Raw genomic sequence first — 21459 nt, 5'->3', positions numbered from 1 at the left:
TGCTTCTTCTTTTTCAAAAGAAGAAGAAATTTTGCTTCTTTTGTTTGCAAAAGAAGAACAAAACAAGAACATTGAAATTTATTTAATGTTCTTGTTTTGCAACGAAATGTTGGTTTAACCAAAAAAAACTATCAAATAACGGTATTAAAATCAAAATCTTGTTAGTTATTTTTAACAAACATGATATAACATTTACAATTAAACTAACCTATCTCAAGCGGTTCATTATGTTTTAGATTTCACAAATAATGATTAAAAAATTTTATTTATTTTTTCTATATATTTTGCTAGTTTTTCTTGTGATTCTTGAGCACTAGAGCCATATGCAAAAATGTAAAACTTAATTTTAGGTTCTGTTCCTGAAGGTCGCAATGCAAGTCAATCATTTTTATCTTCGAAAAATATTTTGATCATGTTTGCCTTCATAAAATCTGTTTCATTGTTGTAGTTTTTTATGTGTTTATTCTCAAATTCTAAAGCGATAAATTTTTCTTGAATTACTGAAATATCAGTGTTTTGGTCAATTTCAAAATCAATAGTTTTACTTGATACATAACCAAATTTTTCATAAATTTGATTAAGTGCTTCAATAAGGTCTAGACCTTGATCCTTATAATATTGAGTCATTCTAACTATTGAGACAATAGATGCAATTGCATCTTTGTCTCGAACAAGAGATGAATCAATCAATGAACCATAACTTTCTTCAAAACCATAGAACATTTTTTGTGTTTTATTTTGCATAATTGTATGACCTATTCACTTAAAACCTGTTGGAACCACGTATGATTTTAAGCCATAACTTTTTGCAATTTGCTCGGGTAAATTAGACGATACAAATGAATAAACTAAATATTTATCGTCTAAATTTTCAGTGTTTATACGCAACAAATAATCGAGAATAAGTGTTGCAGTTTCATTTCCGTTTAATAAAATATATTTATTGTTATGTCTTACTTTTATTCCAACTCTATCTGCATCGGGGTCAGTAAGCATTAATAAATCACAATTGTTTTTAAGACCTACTTGCTCAACTAATTCATATGCACTTTCTTTTTCTGGGTTTGGATAAGGACATGTTTTAAATGTTGCATCTTGCAACATTTGTTCCCTGACGAAGAAAACATCTTTGTCTTTTTTAAAGCCTAATTTTTCAAATATTTGCTCAGCTAACACTGAACCTGTACCGTGTAAAGGTGAATATGCAATTTTGACCTTATCAATTGAAAAATGTGTATTTTGGGCAATTTTTAAACAATACTCAACATACTCATTTCAGTATTTTTTAGATACATCTTTAATATTGTGTGCTATAGGTCATTTTAAGTCTTTAACATCATTTGAAAAAGTGTTATAGTCAGCAAAATTTGCTTTAATTTGTTCAATTTCTTCAGGTAAACATTGAGCTCCATGCTCATTATAAAGTTTGATTCCATTGTATTCTTTTGGATTGTGACTAGCGGTAATGTTGAATGCACCTTGTGCTTTAAGACGATTGACTAAAAAAGAGACAAAAGGAGTAGGAGTTATTTTTCTAGATAAAATTATTTCAAATTTTGGTTTTGAAGACAAAATTTGAGCAATCAAACGACTGTATTTATTTGAAAATCTTCTATTATCTCTTCCAATAACTACTGTAATTTTGTCTTTATTTCTATATTTTTTTAGTAAATAAGCAGCAAAACCTTGAGCAACTCTTTGCACGTGTGCAGGTGATAAATGTGCTGCAGTGTAGCCAACTTTCCCTCTGATACCAGCTGTACCAAAATCTATTGATTTATTAATATTTTTTGTGTTTTTCATATTAAAATTATAGTATAATAATAAATTAATTTTTACTCATTTTTAGTCGTTGAATATATTATTTATGAGTATTTTGTATAATTTTCTATTGAAAAAGTTCATTATGCAATCAAAAATTTAAGAGGTCAATATGAAATCACAATCATACGTACAAACAGTTGCTTATTCAGTCTCATCTCAAAAAGATGAGAAAAAAGAAAATGTAAATAGGTTTAATGTAAAGGAATGATTCACCTTTAGAGTTATTGACATTGCTGTTGCAGCTACATTGCTTGCTATGCATATCGTTGTTATGTTTTTTTCTCGTTTTACAATTGCAAGGTTGTTTAACTTTGAAGCAGGATACATAATGTTTATAATTTTTGGCCTTCTTCTAGGACCAATTAAAGGATCTCTTTTAGCATTAATTGCTGACACGCTGATGCTTTTAATCACTGGTAGTATTGGAACTTGGTTTTGATTATATGCATTATTTCCACCAATTATTTCAATAATTTCATCAGGCTACTTTTACTTGTTTCAAAAGACAAAATACGCTCGTTTAGTCTTATCATATTTATTTGTATTAATTGCTTTTATAATGGTCTTATTTATTTATGTTTGAAAATCAAATCCTGATGGCTCATTCAAAGTAACGAGTAAAATAAGCTCTCCTAGATATATCATTGTATTTGTTTTAGTAATTTATGCTCTATTATCATTTGGTTTAACTAGTGGTTTTACGTATCTATACTTCAAAACAAAAAATGATAAATGAATGTATTATGTAATGACGACTTCTTTAATTTTATTAATTTCAATTGTTGTGAGATGGATTTTAGGACCTGTTGCATGAATTGAATATTACAACTATATACATAGAAGTGAAACAGGTACATTTAGAACATATGGTGTAGATTACATAATTAACTTTGTAAGAATTGTAGTTAAGGACTTGTTCTTGGTGCCTATTTACATTGCTTTACTTGGACCTTTATTTGCTATTCTTTCATTCTTTAAAGAAAAATACATTAGTAATAAGGCTAAAATATCATATTAGAAAAAATTTTACCAAAAGTACTCATAAATGAGTATATAGGTAAAATTTTTATTTGTTTTCAAGCATTTATTCACTATATAAAAATTCAATTATTATGCTTTTTTAAATTTTGTGATATAAAATAATATTATGAAATCTAGACGTAGAAACCGAATTGAAATAATCAATGTTCTTTACTCATGCGAATTACTCAGCGACTATGACTTAAAAAGAATTTATGAAACAAATGACTTTTTAGATGCTGATCAATACAAACAAATTGAAAGAATAATATTAAATGCTGCCTACCTAACAAAGATTGTTTCAAGATTCCTTGAATCGAAGACATGAGAGCAAGAAAATCCATTGGTCCGTGCAATTTTATTGAATGCGACATACGAATTTTTCTTTTTAGAACCTAAAATTGTTATTAATGAAGCAGTTGAAATAACAAAGGATTTCTTTGGTAATAGCAATGAGTCTAATATGTATAAACACGTTAATAAAGTGGTTGATAATGTCTATAGATTTTTTGTGCTTAATGAAGCAATAGTAAGAAAATATTTTGTTAAATAGCAATAAAAAAATGTGTTTTATACACATTTTTTATTGCATTTTTTGCACAATTGCATCAAGTTGTTGATCTAATGAGTCAATAATTTGTTCATGTTTTAGTGCCGAGCGTGGTTCAACCTTATTAGCATCAACCACAATTTTTTCAATTTGTTTTGCACCTAAAAAGTTAAATATACCTTCTAAATTATCAATAAATGCTGCAAATGGATATCAACCAATTGGAGCACCTTGAGTACCAATTAGAATTACTTTCAACTTATTAAGAAGACCTACAGAACCACCTTTTTTTGAGTACTTGTATGAGAATGTCTTGTTTGCAACAGCAATTGCATCTATAAAGTTTTTTATTCCAGCCGCATAAGTGAAATTAACCATTGGTGTAGAAAGTACTAATATATCACTCTCATGCAATTTTTCAATTCAATAATCTGAATTAGCATCATTGAAAAATGATGCAAAACTCACTTCATTAAGCGATAAATTAGCAAATTCAGAGTGCGATGTGTCCAATCTTGTTAATAGTGAATTAGGGTACTGCATCAATAATTTCGACACAACTGCATTGTTTAATTTTACTGATAAAGATTCTTTATTTACTGAACCTGTTACTGAAAGTATTTTTATTGATTCCATCATTCCTCCGTGTTGTTATTATACACATAGCAAAACAATTCAAATATTTATAAACGCTTTTTTATTAAATATTTATAATAAAAATATGGAATCAAATCTTACACAATTAAATTTTGAAAAAATTAATCCTTTAACGTATGAGCAAAAAATAGGAATTATACTCGGCACCATTATAATGTCTTTAATTCTTATTGGTTTATTGTCTTTATATATTACACTTCATATAAAAAATAAGCGTCGTGATACTGAGGGATTTGCATTCGAGGACAGAATTGCTAATCTTTTTCAAGATTTTGCAAAGAAAAATGAATTCAAGTTTATAGGCGCTAAAAGATTTATGTTTGGCGATGGCAATCAGTTTGAAATTGATGGAATTTTATATTGCCGACACTTCATTATGATAGTTGAGGTCAAATATCTTAAAGGCATGATAGAAGGCTTTGCAACTGATGATAAGATTACTATTTCAAACAAGAACAAAAAACGTCGTTTCAATAATCCTATCACACAGAATTTTCGCCATATTAGACACTTTCAAAAGATGACTAGAACTAAAATTCCTTGTTTTTCATTGCTTGTCTTACCTGAGTTTAGTTCATATGAAATAAAAAACAATCCTGAATGAAACATAGTTGCAAATGATGTGAATTTTGTTCAGGTTATTGAAGATGTTTATAATGATTTTAAAGTCTCAGTACCTTTAAAAAATGATGAAATTGAAGATATGCTTCAAGCAGTGCGCGAATATGAAGTAAAGAGTTTAAAAGCACTAAAAAAATGAGAAAAAGGTTTAAAAGATGTATCTAGATAAGCATAAATATGTTTATGAAGGTGTAGAGCACAAAGTAGTTTACTATACTCCAAAAGTGGGATCTAATTATATAAAATACATTGATGTTTCAATTGATAAAGAACGTAAGATAATATTTGTAGGTCGTTATCCAAATACAATTGACATAAATACAGAATCTGTTGAGAAAACTATTATTAATAAATTTAACGACAAAAAAAGCAAGAAAGTATACTGGCTTAGTTTATCTAATTCAATGAATGTTTTTCTTTTTGGCAACGAATATAATTTACGCATAAATTTTACCAATAAACACAAAAATGAGTTAGTTTTGGATCAAGAAACAATGATTGCTACACTCATTTTAAATAAGAACTATGAACACAAACCAGTGAACTTATACAAAAAAGTTATAGAAATCCTGAATGAAAAGTTGAGTACATATATTGATTATTTGCACTCAATATACACAAAAAAAATGGGGTTAGAAAAACCTAAAACCAGTATAAAAAATTATGTTCGAAGTTATTGAGGTAAATGCACTTATTTTATGGGTATTTTAGAATGTATAAGATACAATTTATCTTTAATATGTTTGCCTCCTAAACTTATTGAATCAGTTGTGTTGCATGAACTCTCACATGTTAAAACTAAGTCTGGACATGATGATAAATTTTATTCATTGTTTTATAGTTTAGATGAAAATCTAAAACAATATGAAGAGGAACTAGAAAGTTTAGATGTTGTTATAACTCAATCATTTGAATAATTGTGAGCAAAAAAATATAGACCTCAAAGGTCTATATTTTTATAGTAATTCTTTATATTTTCTTATGTATACCTTTTTAACTATCAACGTGAGTGAAATATATACAAACATAAGACCAGCTAGCACAAGGAAGAATCAAGGTGAGAGAGCTTGTACTTTCAATGCACCATTTAGTCAAGGAATATAAGGACTTATGGTAATAATAAGAGGTCCTAAAATTGTGAATATCAATAGTGGAGCTGAAGGTCTTGATTGAATAAAAGGTATTTTTTGTGTTCTAATGAAATGAATAATTAAACTTTGAGTTCAAATAGAGATAATAAATCATCCGGTTTGGAAAAGTGTTGCTATTTGATTGATATCAGTAACATTTGGATGTAAATACGGAATCAATACATAGCGCAATAACACAAAACCAAGAACGTCAACTATTGAAGATACAGGACCAAATCAAAGCATAAAGCGTGAAATTGATTTAGGATTTCATTTTCGCGGCTTGTGTAGAAGTTCATCATCAACTTTGTCTCAAGGAATTGAGCCACATGAAATATCATAAATTAGGTTCAAGAATAAAATTTGTACAGCCATCAAAGGAACAAAAGGAAGCATGAATGCAGCAATCAAGATACTAATTATATTTCCAAAATTACTTGCTACAGTCATTTTGATATACTTATTCATATTTGCGTATGTTTTTCGTCCTTCAACAATTCCAGTAGCCAAAACATTAAGGTCTTTTTCAAGCAGAATTATATTCGCGCTTTCTTTTGCGATATCAACTGCTGTATCAACTGAAATAGACACATCAGCAACTTTCATTGCAGGCGCATCATTGATACCATCACCCATGTATCCAACAACATGACCTTTATTTCTCAATGCAGTAATAATTGTTGCTTTTTGGTCGGGAGACAATTTAGCAAAAATATTGTAATTTTGTACAATTTCGCCTAACTCAGTTGAATTTAGTGATTCAATGTCTTTTCCTAAAATTACTTTATCAGCATTCAAACCAACCTGAGCACAGATTGCTTTTGTTACTCTTGCATTATCACCTGTGAGAATTTTAACCTCAACACCATGGTCGTGCAGGTTTTTTATTGCAGAAGCAGTTGATTCTTTAGGTGGATCAAGGAATGCTAAATAACCTATTAATATCATTTCGCTTTCATCTTTAATACTGAATTTTCCAATAGATGAAGCATCTACACTTTTGCGTGTTACAGCAATAACTCGCATCCCTGAATCATTGAGTTTATCAACATTTTTGAGTACTTTTTTAATTGTTTGTTCACTTAAAGGTTCAATTTTTCCTTCGATTTCTATTTGAGTACAAATAGAAATCATTTCTTCAACAGCACCTTTAGTAATGACTTGAACTTCACCATTTTTATTTTTTACAACAACACTCATCCGCTTACGTTCAAAGTCAAAAGGAATTTCATCTACTTTTGTGTATAAATCTTCTAAATTGCGCAATTGCTCATCATCAGCACTCAATTCTTCAGTCTTATCAATAATTGAAAGGTCAAGAAGATTTTTAAGACCTGTTTGAAAATATGAATTTAAAAAACCATAGCGTAATACTCTGTTATTATCGTTGCCTAATACGTCAATGTGTCGTTCAAGAACGATTTGATCAAGAGTCAGAGTTCCGGTTTTATCAGTACAAAAAACATCCATAGCACCAAAATTTTGTATTGAATTAAGGCTTTTAATGATTGTTTTTTTCTTAGACATTATTACTGCACCTTTAGCAAGTGTAGAAGTTACAATCATTGGAAGCATCTCAGGCGTTAGACCAATAACAACAGCAATAGCAAACAATAAAGCTTCAACTCATTTATTGCTATCACCTGCAATTTGACCTTTTATTCCAATGATTAAAAATACAATTGGAACAATAATCAACATTATTTTTATTAGTAATTTTGAAATTGCGCCAATACCTTTTTCAAAGTCAGTTTTAACAGGTTTTTCATTAATTTTTTGCACAACTTGACCAATATATGTTTGATTCCCGGTTGCTACAACTATTGCGGTTGCTGAACCAGAAATAACATTTGAACCCATAAATGCTAAATTATGGTAGTCAACTAAATTTTCATACTCAAAATTTTTAACAAGTGTTGCAAATTTTTCTATTGAATGCGATTCACCAGTTAATGAAGATTGAGAAACAAATAAGTCTTTTGCACTCAAAATTCTCACATCAGCAGGAATAATATCGCCTGCTGCAAGACTTACAATATCACCAGCAACCACTTGTTCAAGGGGGATCTCATAAAAGATTCCATTTCGCATTACTCTAGCAGTAGTTGATATCATATTGATTAATTTTTCGCTTGAAGCAGAACTTCGAATTTCTTCTACAAGGTGCAATACCCCAGAAATTAAAACCATTGAAAAAATGATAATTACAGTGGCTGGTTCGGCTGGTTTTGATTTAGTGAGAGGAAGAATAATATCTGTAACTATTGAAATTAAGGCTAAAACAATCAATATTAAGCTAAATGGATTAAAAAATGAAGCAGCAATCTTGTTTCATAATGTGTTAGAGGATTTTTTATTCAATTTATTTGAGCCAAATTTCTCCAAATTTTGAGCAATAATTTGCTCATCTTTTATACCTTTGGCCGAGGAATTAAATTGCTCATACAAACTAGAAGCACTATCATAAGCAGCTTGCTGAATTCTTTGCTTTGCATTTTGATCAATAACTTTATTTTTTTGTTTAGCCATTTACTCAACCCCCTTAATATTTATATTATATTGTGTTATTTGTTTTTGAATGATAAATGCACAAAAATGTTTTGTGTAAGGGTGCTAAAATTATAGTAATGTTAAAAGGAGTAAATATGAGTAAATATGAAAAAATAGCATCAAGATTAAAAGAATATATGGCAATTGAAGCAATGAGTCGTTATGAAAAACCTGTTTCTGATGCATTGAAAAGCAATACACAATCTAGCAATCTAGAATATTCATACGATGGTTTTGGTTCATTAATAATTTCAAACAAAAATAGTGACCCTAAAGCACCAAAAATTATGTTTGCTGCACACATGGATGAAGTTGGTTATATTGTTAGAAATATTGAAGATAATGGAAACTTACTTGTGGCACCAATCGGCGGAATTTGACCTGTAACTGTTATTGGAACTAAATGTAAATTGGTTACAAATAAAGAAAATAAAGAAATTTATGGTATTTTTGGACACACATCAATTCATATTTTAGAAGAAGAAAAAGTTTCAAAAGCACCTAAAAATAAAGAACTTTATGTTGATTGCGGTTTCAAAGACAAACAAGAAGCTATTGAATTTGGAGTTGAACCAGGAGATAGAATTTATATGTCTGGCGAAGCTATCGATATGCCTAATAATTTAATTGCTGGTAAAGCAATGGATAATAGAGCAGGTGTTACTGTTATTGATTTTTTAGCTAACAACATCAAGGATTTGGATTTGCCTAATAAAACATATATTGTTGGTACTGTACAAGAAGAAATTGGTCTTAGAGGTGCTAGAACTGCAACATCAATAATTGATGCAGATGTTGCAATTGCAATCGATACATGTGCAAGTCATGATACAACTGGAACAATTAAAGGCGGAACAAAATTAGGTGATGGTGTAGCATTGCTAGTGAAAGATGGTGGTCTTTTGACTAATCCAAAATTAACTGAATTACTAATGAAATTAGCAAGAAAACACAACATTCCTGCATATAAATATGTTTCAGAAGGCGGCGGAAATGATGCAACTGCATTGCAATATGGTAAAGGCGGAGTTCCGGCCATAACATTTTCACTTCCACAAAGATATTTACACTCACCTATTGGTGTATGTTCGTTGGTAGATATCAAAGCTGCTATTGATTTAGCTACTGAGTTTGTTAAATATATAAATAGTGAAACAATCAAAGAATTAAAACATTTTTAATTCAGCAGTGTATATAAATCATTAAAAAAGACTCAAAATAAGGCCTATGTTGAGTCTTTTTTTAAGCAACAATTATAGTTTTAATATTGCTCTGGATAAAGAATGAATATTGACGTATTAAATTTTACGAATACACTGAATTTACAGTACTTTTGGTTAATTTTAAAACAAAAAATTAATAATTTTAATTTGTTTGCTGAGAAATCAAAATTGTATGTAAAATGTATAGCATTTTTGATATGAAATTTTACAAATATACTGAATTTTGAGTACTTTTGGTCAATTTTTAAAACTTGGTATGAAACATATATCAATGTATTGATATATAGTTACAAAAAATAGACTTTGAGAAGTCTATTTTTTTGTTTTTTGATATCAATATGTATTTATGTTCGTTTGTGTTTTTTGATCAGTTGGAATAATCGAAGTTCGATCAACTTTGTAATTAAATAAACGTTTTTTAGTTATAGGATCAAAAAGTGAGTACTCATCTTTAATTTCAAAAAGTTGTTTAGCGTACTCTTTTTCAAAATGATCAAGATCAGCAAACTTACTTATTGAAACATAATCGTAGAGTGTTTTAAATACAGGAGTATATGCAACATAGTCAAAGTTGATGTATGAGTGATATTTTTCAACTTTTTCAGCAGAACTTCAGTCATAATTGGTTTTTAGAGTGTCACCATCAACACTTAAACCCTGATAAAATGAATCACGAGCCTTGCTCAATAATTTATCATATGTTTCTTCTTTAACTTGATCACTTTTTGCTAAAACCAGTCCATCAACAAGCAATATATTTGATTTTGGTCTAATGAACCTTATGCTTCCATCGGCAACTGAAGCGAAATTATCAAGTGAAAAATATGCATCTACTGCATCACCATTGTACATAATTGCAGCCGTTACATTTGAACTTGAAGAAATTAAATTGGTTAATAATTCTAATCCATCACCAATAAATTGAATATTCTTATCTGTTAATGAAGCACCTATACCATCATAAATCAATTTTTCAAACTGGTCAATGAGCTTTTTATATAATTTTGGCTCATTTTTGTCATTTGCTTTACCAGTTTTATTGATGTCAATATAGTTATTGTCATTGTCATATTGGTATGCAGAACCATAAATCATATTATCTCTAACTGCATCAGTAATTTCTCAACGTTTATAATTGTTTTTTGATAATGATTTTAAGACATCTACAAGTCTAACTTCTTTTTGATCAATAGGTTTGTTTTTATTGAAACCTTCATTGAGTAATGAATCTATGATTTTTTTGTCTGATTCATAGAGTTTTTGTTTTCCAAGCTCACTTAAAAGAGAAATTTGTTCTCCAGACTCATCTGTTGATTTTTCTATTATTCCATTTTCTTTAAGAACACCTTCAACTTTGAAAGGGTTATAGGCAACAACCATATCTTGACTGAAATAAGGGACAAAATAGTCATATAATTTGCGCTCTTGACCATCATTTCATTCGCTTTCTCTTCCATCATCTTCAATTTTTGTTTTCAAAGCTTCAGTATAATCTTTTGAATTTAAATGGTCTCAAACACCTTGAGTCAGTAAGCTTTTTTGGAATTTTTTGTATTCAGCAGTCTTGAAGTACTCTTCAAAAGTCTTACCGATAGCTCAAGATGGAGTTTTATCAGTAAAAAGCTTAACATAGTCAATTTTTTTAAGTTTATCACGACGAATAAGTTGAACTGCTTGCGCGTCTGAACCAATACCACCAATTGCTTTTTGAGTAAGAATTGCTTTTGTGAATTGATTAAGCGTATCAAACTGTTTGTAATCATAACTATCTTCTAAAATCTTTATGTTATCGGGTGCTAAATATGATTTATAGTTATAAAAAGCTGGTTTGAATGGTTTTTGAAATTTATATACAATTGCACCAATTAATGATGCTCCAACAAAAACCAGGCCGCTACATAGAGCAGTTCTTTTAAGAATTGCTTTAATTTTATTTTTCATTATTAACCTTTGCAATTAATTTTTGTTTTCTGTTTCTTGCAACTTTTAAAGAAATATAAATTGCATTACCAATTAAAGTCAAAAATAGCACACCTGAACCAACAACAAGACCTCAGCCTCTGAAATTACCTTCATAAAGTTTTGTACTCAATGTTGCTACATTTGTTGTTGTTTTGAGAATAATAAAGTCATCAAAACTCAAAAATGCTGAAACTAATCCTACAAAAATAATTGTTGGAATCATATACACAAAATACGTTTTGAATCAAGATCTTACTTTTGAGTAACCTAAATCCTGACTAGCTTCAAATAAAGAACGTTCAAATTTTTCACTTCGTGGAAACATTAACAAAATTCCATATGGAAGAGCCATAATGCTATGACCAATTATTCCACGAATAAGGCCTTCTTTTGCTAATGATAGTGTTCCAAAAAATAGGCTAAATACCAATACAAGTCCAATAGCAGTGATGTTGTCTGGATTGATGATTGGAATATTGTTTAGACTTTTTGTTACTCGTTCATAATTTCGATTTTTTTGTCTTCATAAAGCAAAAACAGTGATTAATGATACAAAAATAACAATAATTGCAGTGCAAATCGCAATAATTATTGAGTTAATGAGTGCTACGTCCCGGCCTTCATTAAAGAATGTTTTTCAAGATTCTGCACTATATGTGTTTCAGGTGAATGATAGAAATCCTTTTTCGCTTGGTTTATTAAAACTAAAAACAATAGCGAAAGTTAATGGAATATAAGTAAGAGCCAAAATTATATAAATATAACTTTTCTTAAAAAACTCAGTAATTTTATGCATTTTTTGCTCCTTTTCGTTGAATTAACTTAATAATTAGACGTGGAACAAAATTAATCAATGCATAGCAACCAATAAATATTGCTGAAACAACCAAAACAAGTACAGAACCAACTGACAACTCATATTGATTTGAGGCATCTGAATATTGATTAATTACTGAACCAATTGTTTGAAGTTGAGCAGGATTTGAAAGCAATTTATCACTGATCACAAATGTTGTGGCTGAAGAAAGAAATATCAAACTAAATCCACTCAAAATTGCTTTGAATGCATAAGGAATTACAACTTTAAGCAATGTTTGAAACTTGTTATAACCTAAATCAGCGCTTGCTTCAAGAATGTTTTTTGGCATATCTCTAAACACTGAATAAAGAGGCATGATCATAAATGGTAAGTTTAGATAGCTAAGAGCTAGAATCATAAATCATTCAGCATTCAGTGTGTCTTCATTGAAAATACTAAGAAAAAAACCTCTAATTGCATAAATTCTAGCTATTGTAAAAATGAGCATTGGTGACAAAATTAAACTCATTGCATAAATTGGCAAAATTTTGCTTTTAGATGTTGCAACAAAATATGCATAAGGAAAGCCGATCAGTAAACAAATAATTGCACTAATAATTCCAATACGCAAACTTCTACCCATAATTACTCATGTGTTATATTCTTTAATTATTTGAGCATTGTCAAATCCCTCACGAGGAGTAAATGCTTTAACAATTATCATAATTACAGGCAAACCAATTAAAAATATTGCAATCAATAAATAAGGCAAAAGAAGAATTAAACGTTTATTAAGTGCTAATTTTGCTTTAATTTTTGAATTCATCAGTTGTGTAATCCCATTTTGTGTCTTTTGCCATAATATGTATTGAGTCAATGGTTCAACTAATTGAAACTCTATCACCTTCTTCAAATTTTTTTGGAGTTTCAACAAAAATTTGATAACCGTTTTTAAGCATAACTTTTAAATAGTGATAACTACCTCTATAGGTTACATCAGCAATTTTACCAATCAAACCTGTTTTTTTCTTTGTTTCATCAGCATACATAATATCTATATCTTCAGGTCGAATTAACACATCAACATCACTATTGGCCTTAAATTCATCTTCATCGTGAATTGTTTTGAATGTTTTATTCATAAATGTTACAGTTGCATCAGCATTGAATTTTGCATTGTAAATATTTGAATTTCCAATAAATGTTGCTACTCATTTATTGACTGGATAGTCATATATTTGTTTAGGTGTATCATATTGCTCAATAACACCATCACGCATAATTGCGATTCTATCAGATAATTCTAGAGCTTCATCTTGATCATGAGTAACAAAAATAAATGTAATTCCTAAAAGTTGCTGTAAATTACGCAATAATTTTTGCATTTTTACTCGAATTTTAGCATCTAAAGCACTTAAAGGTTCATCAAGCAAGAGTATTTCTGGCTCAATTACCAATGAACGAGCTAAAGCAACTCTTTGTTTCATTCCACCCGAAAGTTCATGAATAGATTTGTTTTTTGAGCCACTCAAGCCAACTAGATCCACAATTTTATCGACTTCTGCATTCATTTCTTCTTTAGAAATGCGACGAGTTAAGTATTTTTTCTCAAACTTTTCTGTTTGAATATTTACATAATTTTCTCAATATGAATAGTTGAAATTTGATTGATCCAATCATTTTTGTCTACGTTTATAAGGCAATGAATTCTCTTTGAGAGTTTCCATTTCTTCTTCATATTTTGTTTGTAATGCATCAAGTTTAGCCATTTCGCTTTTAGCTTTTGCTTCTCAAATTTTTGTTTGTTGAGCTAGCAGTGCCTCATGTTTAGGATTAATTATTTCTTTTGGTAAACGTTTTAAACTTAAACCATACTTGATATTTCCTTCAACAGTGAGGTTTGGAAACAATGCATAATCTTGAAAAATTGTTGATAAATCACGTTTGTGTGGAGGTAAATCTTTAATGTCTCGGCCATTAAACATAATTTCACCTCTTGTTGCTCTCTCAAAACCAGCAATCAAACGCAAAATTGTTGTTTTTCCTGAACCACTTGGTCCAAGCAAGGTGACAAACTCACCTTTTTTAATTTGTAAATTAATGTTTTCTAAAACTATTTTGTCATCGAACTCTTTAACTACTTCTTTAAGTTCGATAATGTTTCTTTTTGAATTATCTTTTTTCATGTCCTCCCCTTTTATTGTGTTTAAAAATTAGTCAAAACCGACTAAAAAACCTGGGAAGCACATTCAAAAATATCTTCAAAATATTCAGCATATGAAAAAGACAGTGAAGTACAAAATTCACTTGAAAAATTAGCAAGAATTGATTTTGTGTTGTTAATTTTTTGGTCTTTCATAATAGCAAGTATTATAGAACAAATTATTAATATATAAATTAAAATAAGTATTTAATTATTTATCTAAAATTTAGTATCTCGTTCAATAAGACCAAAAGTGTAGATTTTTACCAAAAGTACTCAAAAACGTGTATATTCGTCAAAATAAAATCATAAATGAAGCTCTCATATAAATTAAGATTTTGAGATATAATTATAATTTAATAGAGAGGTTAATATGAAACAATATAAAAACGTGGATGAAGTTGAAAAAAAATATCTTTTTGATTTAGATTTTTTGTTACAAGGTCAAAAAATTGAGCAGCTTTTTGATTTGTATAGACAAAAATGTGAATATTTTATTGAAATTAAAGATTCAAAATACGATGACATCGACTCTTATTTAGATTATCTTGATAAAAATGTTGAAATCAGCATTCTTGCTAACCGGATTAGCAACTATCTTTCAAACTCATCAAATAGAGAATTAACAAATTCAACTTATTCAGAACTTAGCAATAAATGAGATTTTATGTTGCAAGAAATATCGGAAAAATTAGGTTCTGAAACTGTACGTTTTTATAGAAATATTGACAAAATTAAAACCTGAATCAATGATCCACGGATGCTTCCATATAAAAAAGATTTAATTGAGCAAATTGACTCATTTAAATACAAACTTGATGATAACATTGAAGAATTTATACTCAAACAAAGTCAATGTAGCCCTAATTATGAAGGTATTTTCGACCTTATTACTGATGCGGAATTAGATTATGGTTTTCCTTTAGACTCAAAAGGAAAAAAACATAAACTTTCTCCTGCAGTACGTATAAAATTTATGAAATCAGATGATGGAGCGCTACGTAAAAACACTTACATAAATTACAAAAAAGCGCATCTAAGACACAAAGATTCACTCGCAAATCTACTTTTTCAACAATTTAACACAATTGCAACTGATGCAAAAATTAGGGGTTATAAAAACTCAATTCATATGCTTACTTATTCTGACAAGATTGATGATGAATTATTGCAATCGCTTTTTAATCGTGTAAGTTCTCTTAAAACAACAATTGCAAAACGCAACAAATGACTAAAAAAATTTTATGAAGCAAAATATAAAACAAAATTCAATCCAAAATACGATTCAATGCGTGAATTGGTCAAAGTTAAATCAACTTATACAGTTGAGCAAATGAAAGATATTGTTTTAGAAGCATTAAAACCTTTTGGTGATGAATATTACTCAACAATCAAAAAGGCTTATGAACAAAATTGAATAGATTTTATGACTATTGACAATAAAATGTCGGGAGCTTATTCAATAGGATCGACATATGGTATTGAAAAAAAATACATTTTAATGAATTTTGATGGTGATTTACGTTCAGTAGAAACATTAGCACATGAGTTAGGACACTCAATGCATTCATATTTTAGCGACAAAAATAATGATATTTATAACGCTTCATATCCTATCTTTTTAGCTGAAATTGCTTCAATTTTTAATGAAATGATGCTCTACGATCATCTTCTAAAACATTCAAATAGCAATCTTTTTAAATTCAAAATAATAGAAAGTATGATTGATGGTTTTATTGGTACAGTTTTTCGTCAAACTCTATGAGCAAACTTTGAATACGATTTATACAATGCTGTAGAAAAAGGTGAAGTTGGACCAAGTTATGATGCAATAGCAAAAATTTACTACCAAAACGCACAAAAATACTCATCTAAAAAGCACAAATTCAACAAAGACGATCAATACGCAGCAGTAACTGTCCCTCATTTTTACTATGGATTTTATGTATATAAGTATGCAATTGGTCAATTAGTAGCTAACTTTTTCTATGCTCAATACAAAAATAAAGGAAAAGATTTTCTAGATAACTATATCCAGAACTTTCTTTCAGCAGGTGGAAAAGATTGACCTTTAGAAATACTTGCTTCTGTTGGTGTAAATCTCAAGGATGAAAGCTTCTATAAAGTAGGTTTTAGTTACTTTGAAGAACTTGTTGATCAATACATTGAACTAGGTAAAAAAATATTCAAAATTTAACTTTTATACACATTTTTGAGTAGTTTAGGAAAAAAGGAGGTAGTTTATGTTAAAGTTATTCAAGACCTTGCCTCGTGCTATTAAACTTAAATTTTTATTGGCTTGTTTTTTAACGTTTATTGGTGTATTTTTAAGTTTAACAATGCCGAATTTTATAGCTCAATTTATTAAATTGATCTTCAATAATGAACCAAAACAAAGTATCGAAATTATTGCCGGGGTCAATATTTTTGAAAATGCCGACCGAAATTATATTCAAAATTGATTAATTATTATTATTACTGTACAAACTATTCTTACAGCACTTGTGTCTTTTGCTTCTGTATTCATGTTTGTTTGAGCAGCAGAGCAATCGTCATTTTTCTTTAGAAGATCACTTTATGACAAATTAAACGCATTAAGTTTGAAAAATTTAGCCGATCTAAAACCTGAGTCAATAATGACTAGAATTTCTAATGACGTTGCAACATTTTGAGACTTTTTAGTTTCTGGTTTAAGAATGATTGTTAAAGGTACTATGCTTATTGTTGGTGGTGTTATTTTATCATTATTAGTTAATTGAAAAATGGCTCTTGTGATATTACCAACAATTCCAATTTTAATAATTGTGATGCTAGTAATTGCTAAATTTGCTTCTCCTTTAATCAAAAAATCAAAATTGCAACTTGAAGATGTAACCAAAGAAATTGAAGAAAATGTCAATGGTGCAAGAACGATAAAAACATACAATTTAGAAACTCAAAGAACACAAAAATTCAGTCAAACTAACAGTTTTTGATACAAATTAAACACAAAATTTGCAACTGTTGTTACATTGCTATTCCCGATATTTTTTGCAACAGTACACTTTGTTGTAATTGGAATTTACATGTTTACAAGACACCAAATAATAAGTCAGGTTGCTACTGATAATACAGTCGTGCAGATGAATATTTTTATTGATTATCTTTGGTTGATTGCCTTCGGAATCATGCTTGTGACTAGTTTTTTACGTTTTGCATTTGTTGCTAGAGTATCTGCAAAAAGAATTACTGAGGTACTTGACATTAAACAAGATGAATTATTTGTTGAACACGGAATAAAAATAAAAGATCTTGTTGAAGGCAATCCGAACCTAAACTATGATTTAGAGTTCAAGAATTTAAACTTTAAGTATTATCATGAAAATCCTAATTATGCACTCAAAAATATCAATTTGAAAGTGCCTTTTGGTACAAAATTAGGAATAGTTGGTCTTTTTGCTTCAGGTAAATCAACTCTTGTCTCACTTGTATTAAATAATTATTTATACAATGAAGGTTCAATAACCTTGGCCAACCAAGAAATCAATAAAATCAACACCAATCAACTTTTACAAACAGTAAGCATAGTTTATCAAAATGCAATGCTTTATTCTGGAACCATACGTTCGAATATGCTTTGAGCAAAACCAGATGCTAGTGATGAAGAAATATATAGCGCTCTAAAAGCTGCTTGTGCATACGATTTTGTTAATAAATTTGATGATAAATTAGACCATAAAATTACTGAAGGAGCAACTAATCTTTCGGGAGGTCAAAAACAACGTATTTCAATAGCGCGAACACTTTTACGAAAGCCAAAAATCTTAATTCTAGACGACTCAACAAGTGCTTTAGACAATATAACCACTAAAAAAGTACTTAAAAACATTAAAAATGATTTTGAATGCACAACTATACTTATTTCGCAAAAAATTGGTTCACTAAAAGACTGCGACAATATCGTTGTTATGCAATCTGGAAAAATAATTGCGCAAGGAACACATAAATTCTTATTGAAAAACAATGAATTTTACGCACAAATTCATCACAATCAATTCGACCTATAGAAAGGAGTTAATATGAAAGCAAAAATGAAATTTGGATCAACCTATGGAATTATTGGTCTTGTAATTAAGCATTCAGGTAAAAGTCCTTGACTTTTTGTTCTAGGTTTATTAACCACAACTATTAACTCAATTGCATATCTAATTGGAATTATTCTTGGTGGTTTAGTTGTTTCTAAAACGTTTTCAAAAGAAATTTTTAATGGCCAAGGTAGCTTTAATGATCCATTGTTTTTGACCTATATTTACTTAATGCTCCTTTGCTTCACAATATTTTTAATTTTTAGAATTCTTGAGTTTAGAATCTATATACTTTTATCTTATGCTACTGCAAAAAATTTAAGAGAAAAAGCAATGAACAAACTCTTAAAAATGCCTGTTGCTTACTATGATTCACGCAAAACAGGTGACATTATTTCAACCTTAATTAATGATGTTAACAACATTTCTGATGCATTAGTGCAAATTCTTACACAAGGTTTTTCACACCTTATTCACCTTTTTTTAACAGTAATTGTGATGTTAGTTTACAGCGTTTCACTCACATTAATTATGGCTGCTTTTTCAACTATTCTTTTTTCAGTAGGATTTTTAATGATCAAAAAGGCACGTCCAAATATTAAAAAAGTTTGAGACGATTTTGCTCAAATCAACGCATATGTTGAAGAAGGCATGAAAAATATGAAAATTACTAAAACATTTGGCCGACAAAAAGAGTCGACTGAAGGTTTTATGAAGATAGCAAAAAACATCTATAATCACGCATTTGTTGGTGATTTATACACACAAATGTTTATTCCTTGATTTATTATGAGTACCAACTTTTTAGTTCTTGTTACCGCTGCTCTTTCATTAGTTTTTAGCAATAATAACATTCATTCTTGAGGACTAATACAAGGTGTTCCAGATGCTGGTTTTGTTCTTGGTTTTATTGGTCTTGTGCATTCAGCTACTGGTGCTTTGCAAGCAATATTTGGTACAGTATTTAGCTCACAAAATGGTGTAATAAGCAGTGTAAGAATTAGAGAAATTGGCGAACTTATCACACCTGATACTACTCGCGAAACTGTTCAACTAGGCAACAATATCCGTGGACACATCAAATTCGAAAATGTCTCATTTAGATACGATAAAACCAAAGATAATTGACAACTCAAAAACGCTTCATTTGAAGTATTGCCAGGCCAAGTAGTCGCATTAGTTGGCCCTACTGGAGCAGGAAAAACAACAATAATCAATATGTTAAGCAAGTTCTATGAATATGAAACTGGCTCAATAACCATTGATGGAATTGAACTTAAAAACATCACTAAAGAATCACTTAACAACAATGCAGCAGTCGTGCTCCAAGACTCATATATGTTTAAAGACACAGTTGCAAACAACATTTTAATCGGAAACACAAATGCAACAAAAGACGATCTTGAGCAAGCAACTTCAATTGTTTCTGCTCATGATTCAATATTACGACTTCAACAAGGTTATGATACAAAAATTGAAGATGATAACATGATTCTTTCCAAAGGTGAAAAACAGTTAATCTCAATTGCGCGAGCAATATTAGGCAACAAAAAGATTTTAATTCTAGACGAAGCTACTTCAAATATTGATACAAACACTGAAAAAATTATTCAAGATGCATTAGCAAATTCCATCATGAAAAATAAAACCAGTATTGTAATTGCTCACCGTTTAAGCACAATTAAGAATGCTGATTTAATTTTACTTGTAGATGATGGTCAAATTATTGAACGGGGCAATCATGCTACTCTACTTGAACAAAATGGTCGCTATGCTGCTCTTTACCATTCACAATTAAATTAAATATAAACAAAAAAGCCACAAATCTCATTGTGGCTTTTATTCTTCTATTGATGACTTATTTGCAAAATATTTATATATTCCGCCTCTACGATGTTTTGGAGCAATTTCATCTGCAATTGCTTTTAACTTGCTTGCACCATTCTGCATTGCAACCAATTTACCAACCACACCTTTAAGACATGCATCGGACATAGAATCACCAATATGCACAGTATCATTAAGATCAATTTGTTTTGCTTCACAATATTTTTTAGTCGCTAGAGCCTTATTCGTTGAAATATCAGTAATCTCAATAACAAACCCCTTTGAAGCACTATAAGCATTGACATATTCAGCCATCTCTAAATTAATTTTTTTTATCAATTTTTTGGTAAATAAATTGCTTTTCAATATGAAAGACACCTTCATCACTTGATCAAAATTGCTAGGATCATATTTTTTGGATGTTTCAATAGTTTTCATTCAACTGCTCATAAAAATCTTAGCCAAAAATTTTTGTGCTTTATTAACCAAAAATAAATGCTCACCGCGTGAATCATATATAACAAACGCAATCTTATTTTTCATTGCAAAATCAGTAATTTTGCTTAACGTTTCACTCATAATAGGGTTAGAAATCTTCAACTTATTATTAATATAAACCTCTGCACCTGATGAGCAAATGATATTGCGAATATTGAGTTGTTTAATAACCTGCTTAACCCTTGCATCAACAAATGAACGACCTGTAGATAAAACAACATCCGCAAAGTTTTGCAACAATAAAATAGCTGTCTGGTTGCGAAATGAAACGCGGTTAAGTCCGCGTTGGTCAAATAATGTACCATCTAAATCAATAAAATAAGTTAAACGATTATATTTCATAAGAATTATTATATAACAAATTGAAAGCATAATAAAAAACCTGCATTGCAGGTATTTATCTTAAAAAAAGATATAAAAAAAACGCGGCTCCCTATTTTCCCATCTCTGGTATCGTCGGCACTACAGGGCTTAACTACTGAGTTCGGAATGGTATCAGGTGATCCCCCGCGCTATAACCACGTATATAAA

General features: G+C 29.6%; 17 protein-coding genes and 1 rRNA gene. 8 read left to right on the top strand and 10 right to left on the bottom strand.

Features of this window, described 5'->3' with window-relative positions:
- Positions 1-252: 252 nt before the first annotated feature.
- Entirely contained in the window at positions 253-1803 is a 1551-nt protein-coding gene (locus tag E1I18_RS03025) for a phospho-sugar mutase (protein WP_235888481.1), read from the bottom strand.
- A 130-nt stretch (positions 1804-1933) separates the two neighbouring features.
- On the opposite strand from E1I18_RS03025, the gene E1I18_RS03020 reads away from it, so the two are divergent.
- Complete coding sequence (locus tag E1I18_RS03020) at positions 1934-2842, top strand: ECF transporter S component family protein (RefSeq protein WP_141484125.1); 909 nt, start codon at positions 1934-1936, stop codon at positions 2840-2842.
- A 129-nt stretch (positions 2843-2971) separates the two neighbouring features.
- Positions 2972-3397 (top strand): transcription antitermination factor NusB, encoded by a 426-nt coding sequence (locus tag E1I18_RS03015; protein WP_141484124.1) that lies wholly within the window; start codon positions 2972-2974, stop codon positions 3395-3397.
- Between the two features lie 30 nt (positions 3398-3427).
- On the opposite strand, the gene E1I18_RS03010 is transcribed toward E1I18_RS03015, so the two are convergent.
- Entirely contained in the window at positions 3428-4030 is a 603-nt protein-coding gene (locus tag E1I18_RS03010) for an FMN-dependent NADH-azoreductase (protein WP_141484123.1), read from the bottom strand.
- A gap of 85 nt (positions 4031-4115) precedes the next feature.
- Between E1I18_RS03010 and E1I18_RS03005 the strand changes: the two genes are divergently transcribed.
- Positions 4116-4841: a nuclease-related domain-containing protein gene (locus tag E1I18_RS03005; protein WP_141484122.1), complete on the top strand. Its 726-nt coding sequence runs from the start codon at positions 4116-4118 to the stop codon at positions 4839-4841.
- Positions 4828-5589, top strand: coding sequence for a YgjP-like metallopeptidase domain-containing protein (locus tag E1I18_RS03000; RefSeq protein WP_141484121.1), 762 nt, complete (start codon positions 4828-4830; stop codon positions 5587-5589). The genes E1I18_RS03005 and E1I18_RS03000 overlap by 14 nt, the downstream gene beginning before the upstream one ends.
- Before the next feature lie 39 nt (positions 5590-5628).
- On the opposite strand, the gene mgtA is transcribed toward E1I18_RS03000, so the two are convergent.
- The gene (gene mgtA, locus E1I18_RS02995) at positions 5629-8331 is read right to left on the bottom strand and encodes a magnesium-translocating P-type ATPase (RefSeq protein WP_141484120.1); all 2703 of its coding nucleotides are present in this window, start codon (positions 8329-8331) and stop codon (positions 5629-5631) included.
- A 116-nt stretch (positions 8332-8447) separates the two neighbouring features.
- On the opposite strand from mgtA, the gene E1I18_RS02990 reads away from it, so the two are divergent.
- Positions 8448-9533: a M42 family metallopeptidase gene (locus tag E1I18_RS02990; RefSeq protein WP_141484119.1), complete on the top strand. Its 1086-nt coding sequence runs from the start codon at positions 8448-8450 to the stop codon at positions 9531-9533.
- 354 nt (positions 9534-9887) lie between these two features.
- On the opposite strand, the gene E1I18_RS02985 is transcribed toward E1I18_RS02990, so the two are convergent.
- From E1I18_RS02985 to E1I18_RS03830, 5 genes are read right to left on the bottom strand one after another with little or no spacing between them, the layout of a single operon-like run.
- Positions 9888-11516 (bottom strand): type 2 periplasmic-binding domain-containing protein, encoded by a 1629-nt coding sequence (locus tag E1I18_RS02985; RefSeq protein WP_141484118.1) that lies wholly within the window; start codon positions 11514-11516, stop codon positions 9888-9890.
- Positions 11506-12333, bottom strand: a complete 828-nt coding sequence (locus E1I18_RS02980) for an ABC transporter permease (RefSeq protein WP_141484117.1) — start codon at positions 12331-12333, stop codon at positions 11506-11508. The genes E1I18_RS02985 and E1I18_RS02980 overlap by 11 nt, the downstream gene beginning before the upstream one ends.
- Positions 12326-13162, bottom strand: a complete 837-nt coding sequence (locus E1I18_RS02975) for an ABC transporter permease (protein ID WP_141484116.1) — start codon at positions 13160-13162, stop codon at positions 12326-12328. Before E1I18_RS02975 ends, E1I18_RS02980 begins: the two co-directional genes overlap by 8 nt.
- Positions 13146-14522 carry an ABC transporter ATP-binding protein gene (locus E1I18_RS02970; RefSeq protein ID WP_141484115.1) on the bottom strand — a complete coding sequence of 459 codons (1377 nt, stop codon included), beginning with the start codon at positions 14520-14522 and terminating at the stop codon, positions 13146-13148. The genes E1I18_RS02975 and E1I18_RS02970 overlap by 17 nt, the downstream gene beginning before the upstream one ends.
- 41 nt (positions 14523-14563) lie before the next feature.
- Positions 14564-14695: a hypothetical protein gene (locus tag E1I18_RS03830; protein ID WP_268926453.1), complete on the bottom strand. Its 132-nt coding sequence runs from the start codon at positions 14693-14695 to the stop codon at positions 14564-14566.
- A gap of 217 nt (positions 14696-14912) precedes the next feature.
- On the opposite strand from E1I18_RS03830, the gene pepF reads away from it, so the two are divergent.
- The 3 genes from pepF to E1I18_RS02955 are packed head-to-tail and all read left to right on the top strand — an operon-like array spanning position 14913 to position 20406.
- On the top strand, positions 14913-16736 hold the full coding sequence (gene pepF / locus E1I18_RS02965) for an oligoendopeptidase F (protein WP_141484114.1): 1824 nt from the start codon (positions 14913-14915) through the stop codon (positions 16734-16736).
- Positions 16737-16782: 46 nt separating this feature from the next.
- Entirely contained in the window at positions 16783-18585 is a 1803-nt protein-coding gene (locus tag E1I18_RS02960; protein WP_141484113.1) for an ABC transporter ATP-binding protein, read from the top strand.
- Between the two features lie 12 nt (positions 18586-18597).
- On the top strand, positions 18598-20406 hold the full coding sequence (locus E1I18_RS02955; RefSeq protein ID WP_141484112.1) for an ABC transporter ATP-binding protein: 1809 nt from the start codon (positions 18598-18600) through the stop codon (positions 20404-20406).
- 36 nt (positions 20407-20442) lie between these two features.
- Here the strand turns inward: E1I18_RS02955 and E1I18_RS02950 are convergent, their stop codons facing one another.
- Both E1I18_RS02950 and rrf read right to left on the bottom strand, forming a co-directional pair.
- Complete coding sequence (locus E1I18_RS02950) at positions 20443-21270, bottom strand: HAD-IIB family hydrolase (RefSeq protein WP_170218533.1); 828 nt, start codon at positions 21268-21270, stop codon at positions 20443-20445.
- 78 nt (positions 21271-21348) lie between these two features.
- Positions 21349-21454: ribosomal RNA gene (rrf, locus tag E1I18_RS02945) — 5S ribosomal RNA — on the bottom strand.
- Positions 21455-21459: the final 5 nt, after the last annotated feature.

This window comes from Mycoplasmopsis mucosicanis, assembly GCF_006546935.1.
GTDB lineage: Bacteria > Bacillota_I > Bacilli_A > Mycoplasmatales > Metamycoplasmataceae > Mycoplasmopsis > Mycoplasmopsis mucosicanis.
The sequence above is the reverse complement of the archived record's forward strand: the minus strand, read 5'-3'. Positions and strand labels throughout refer to the sequence as shown.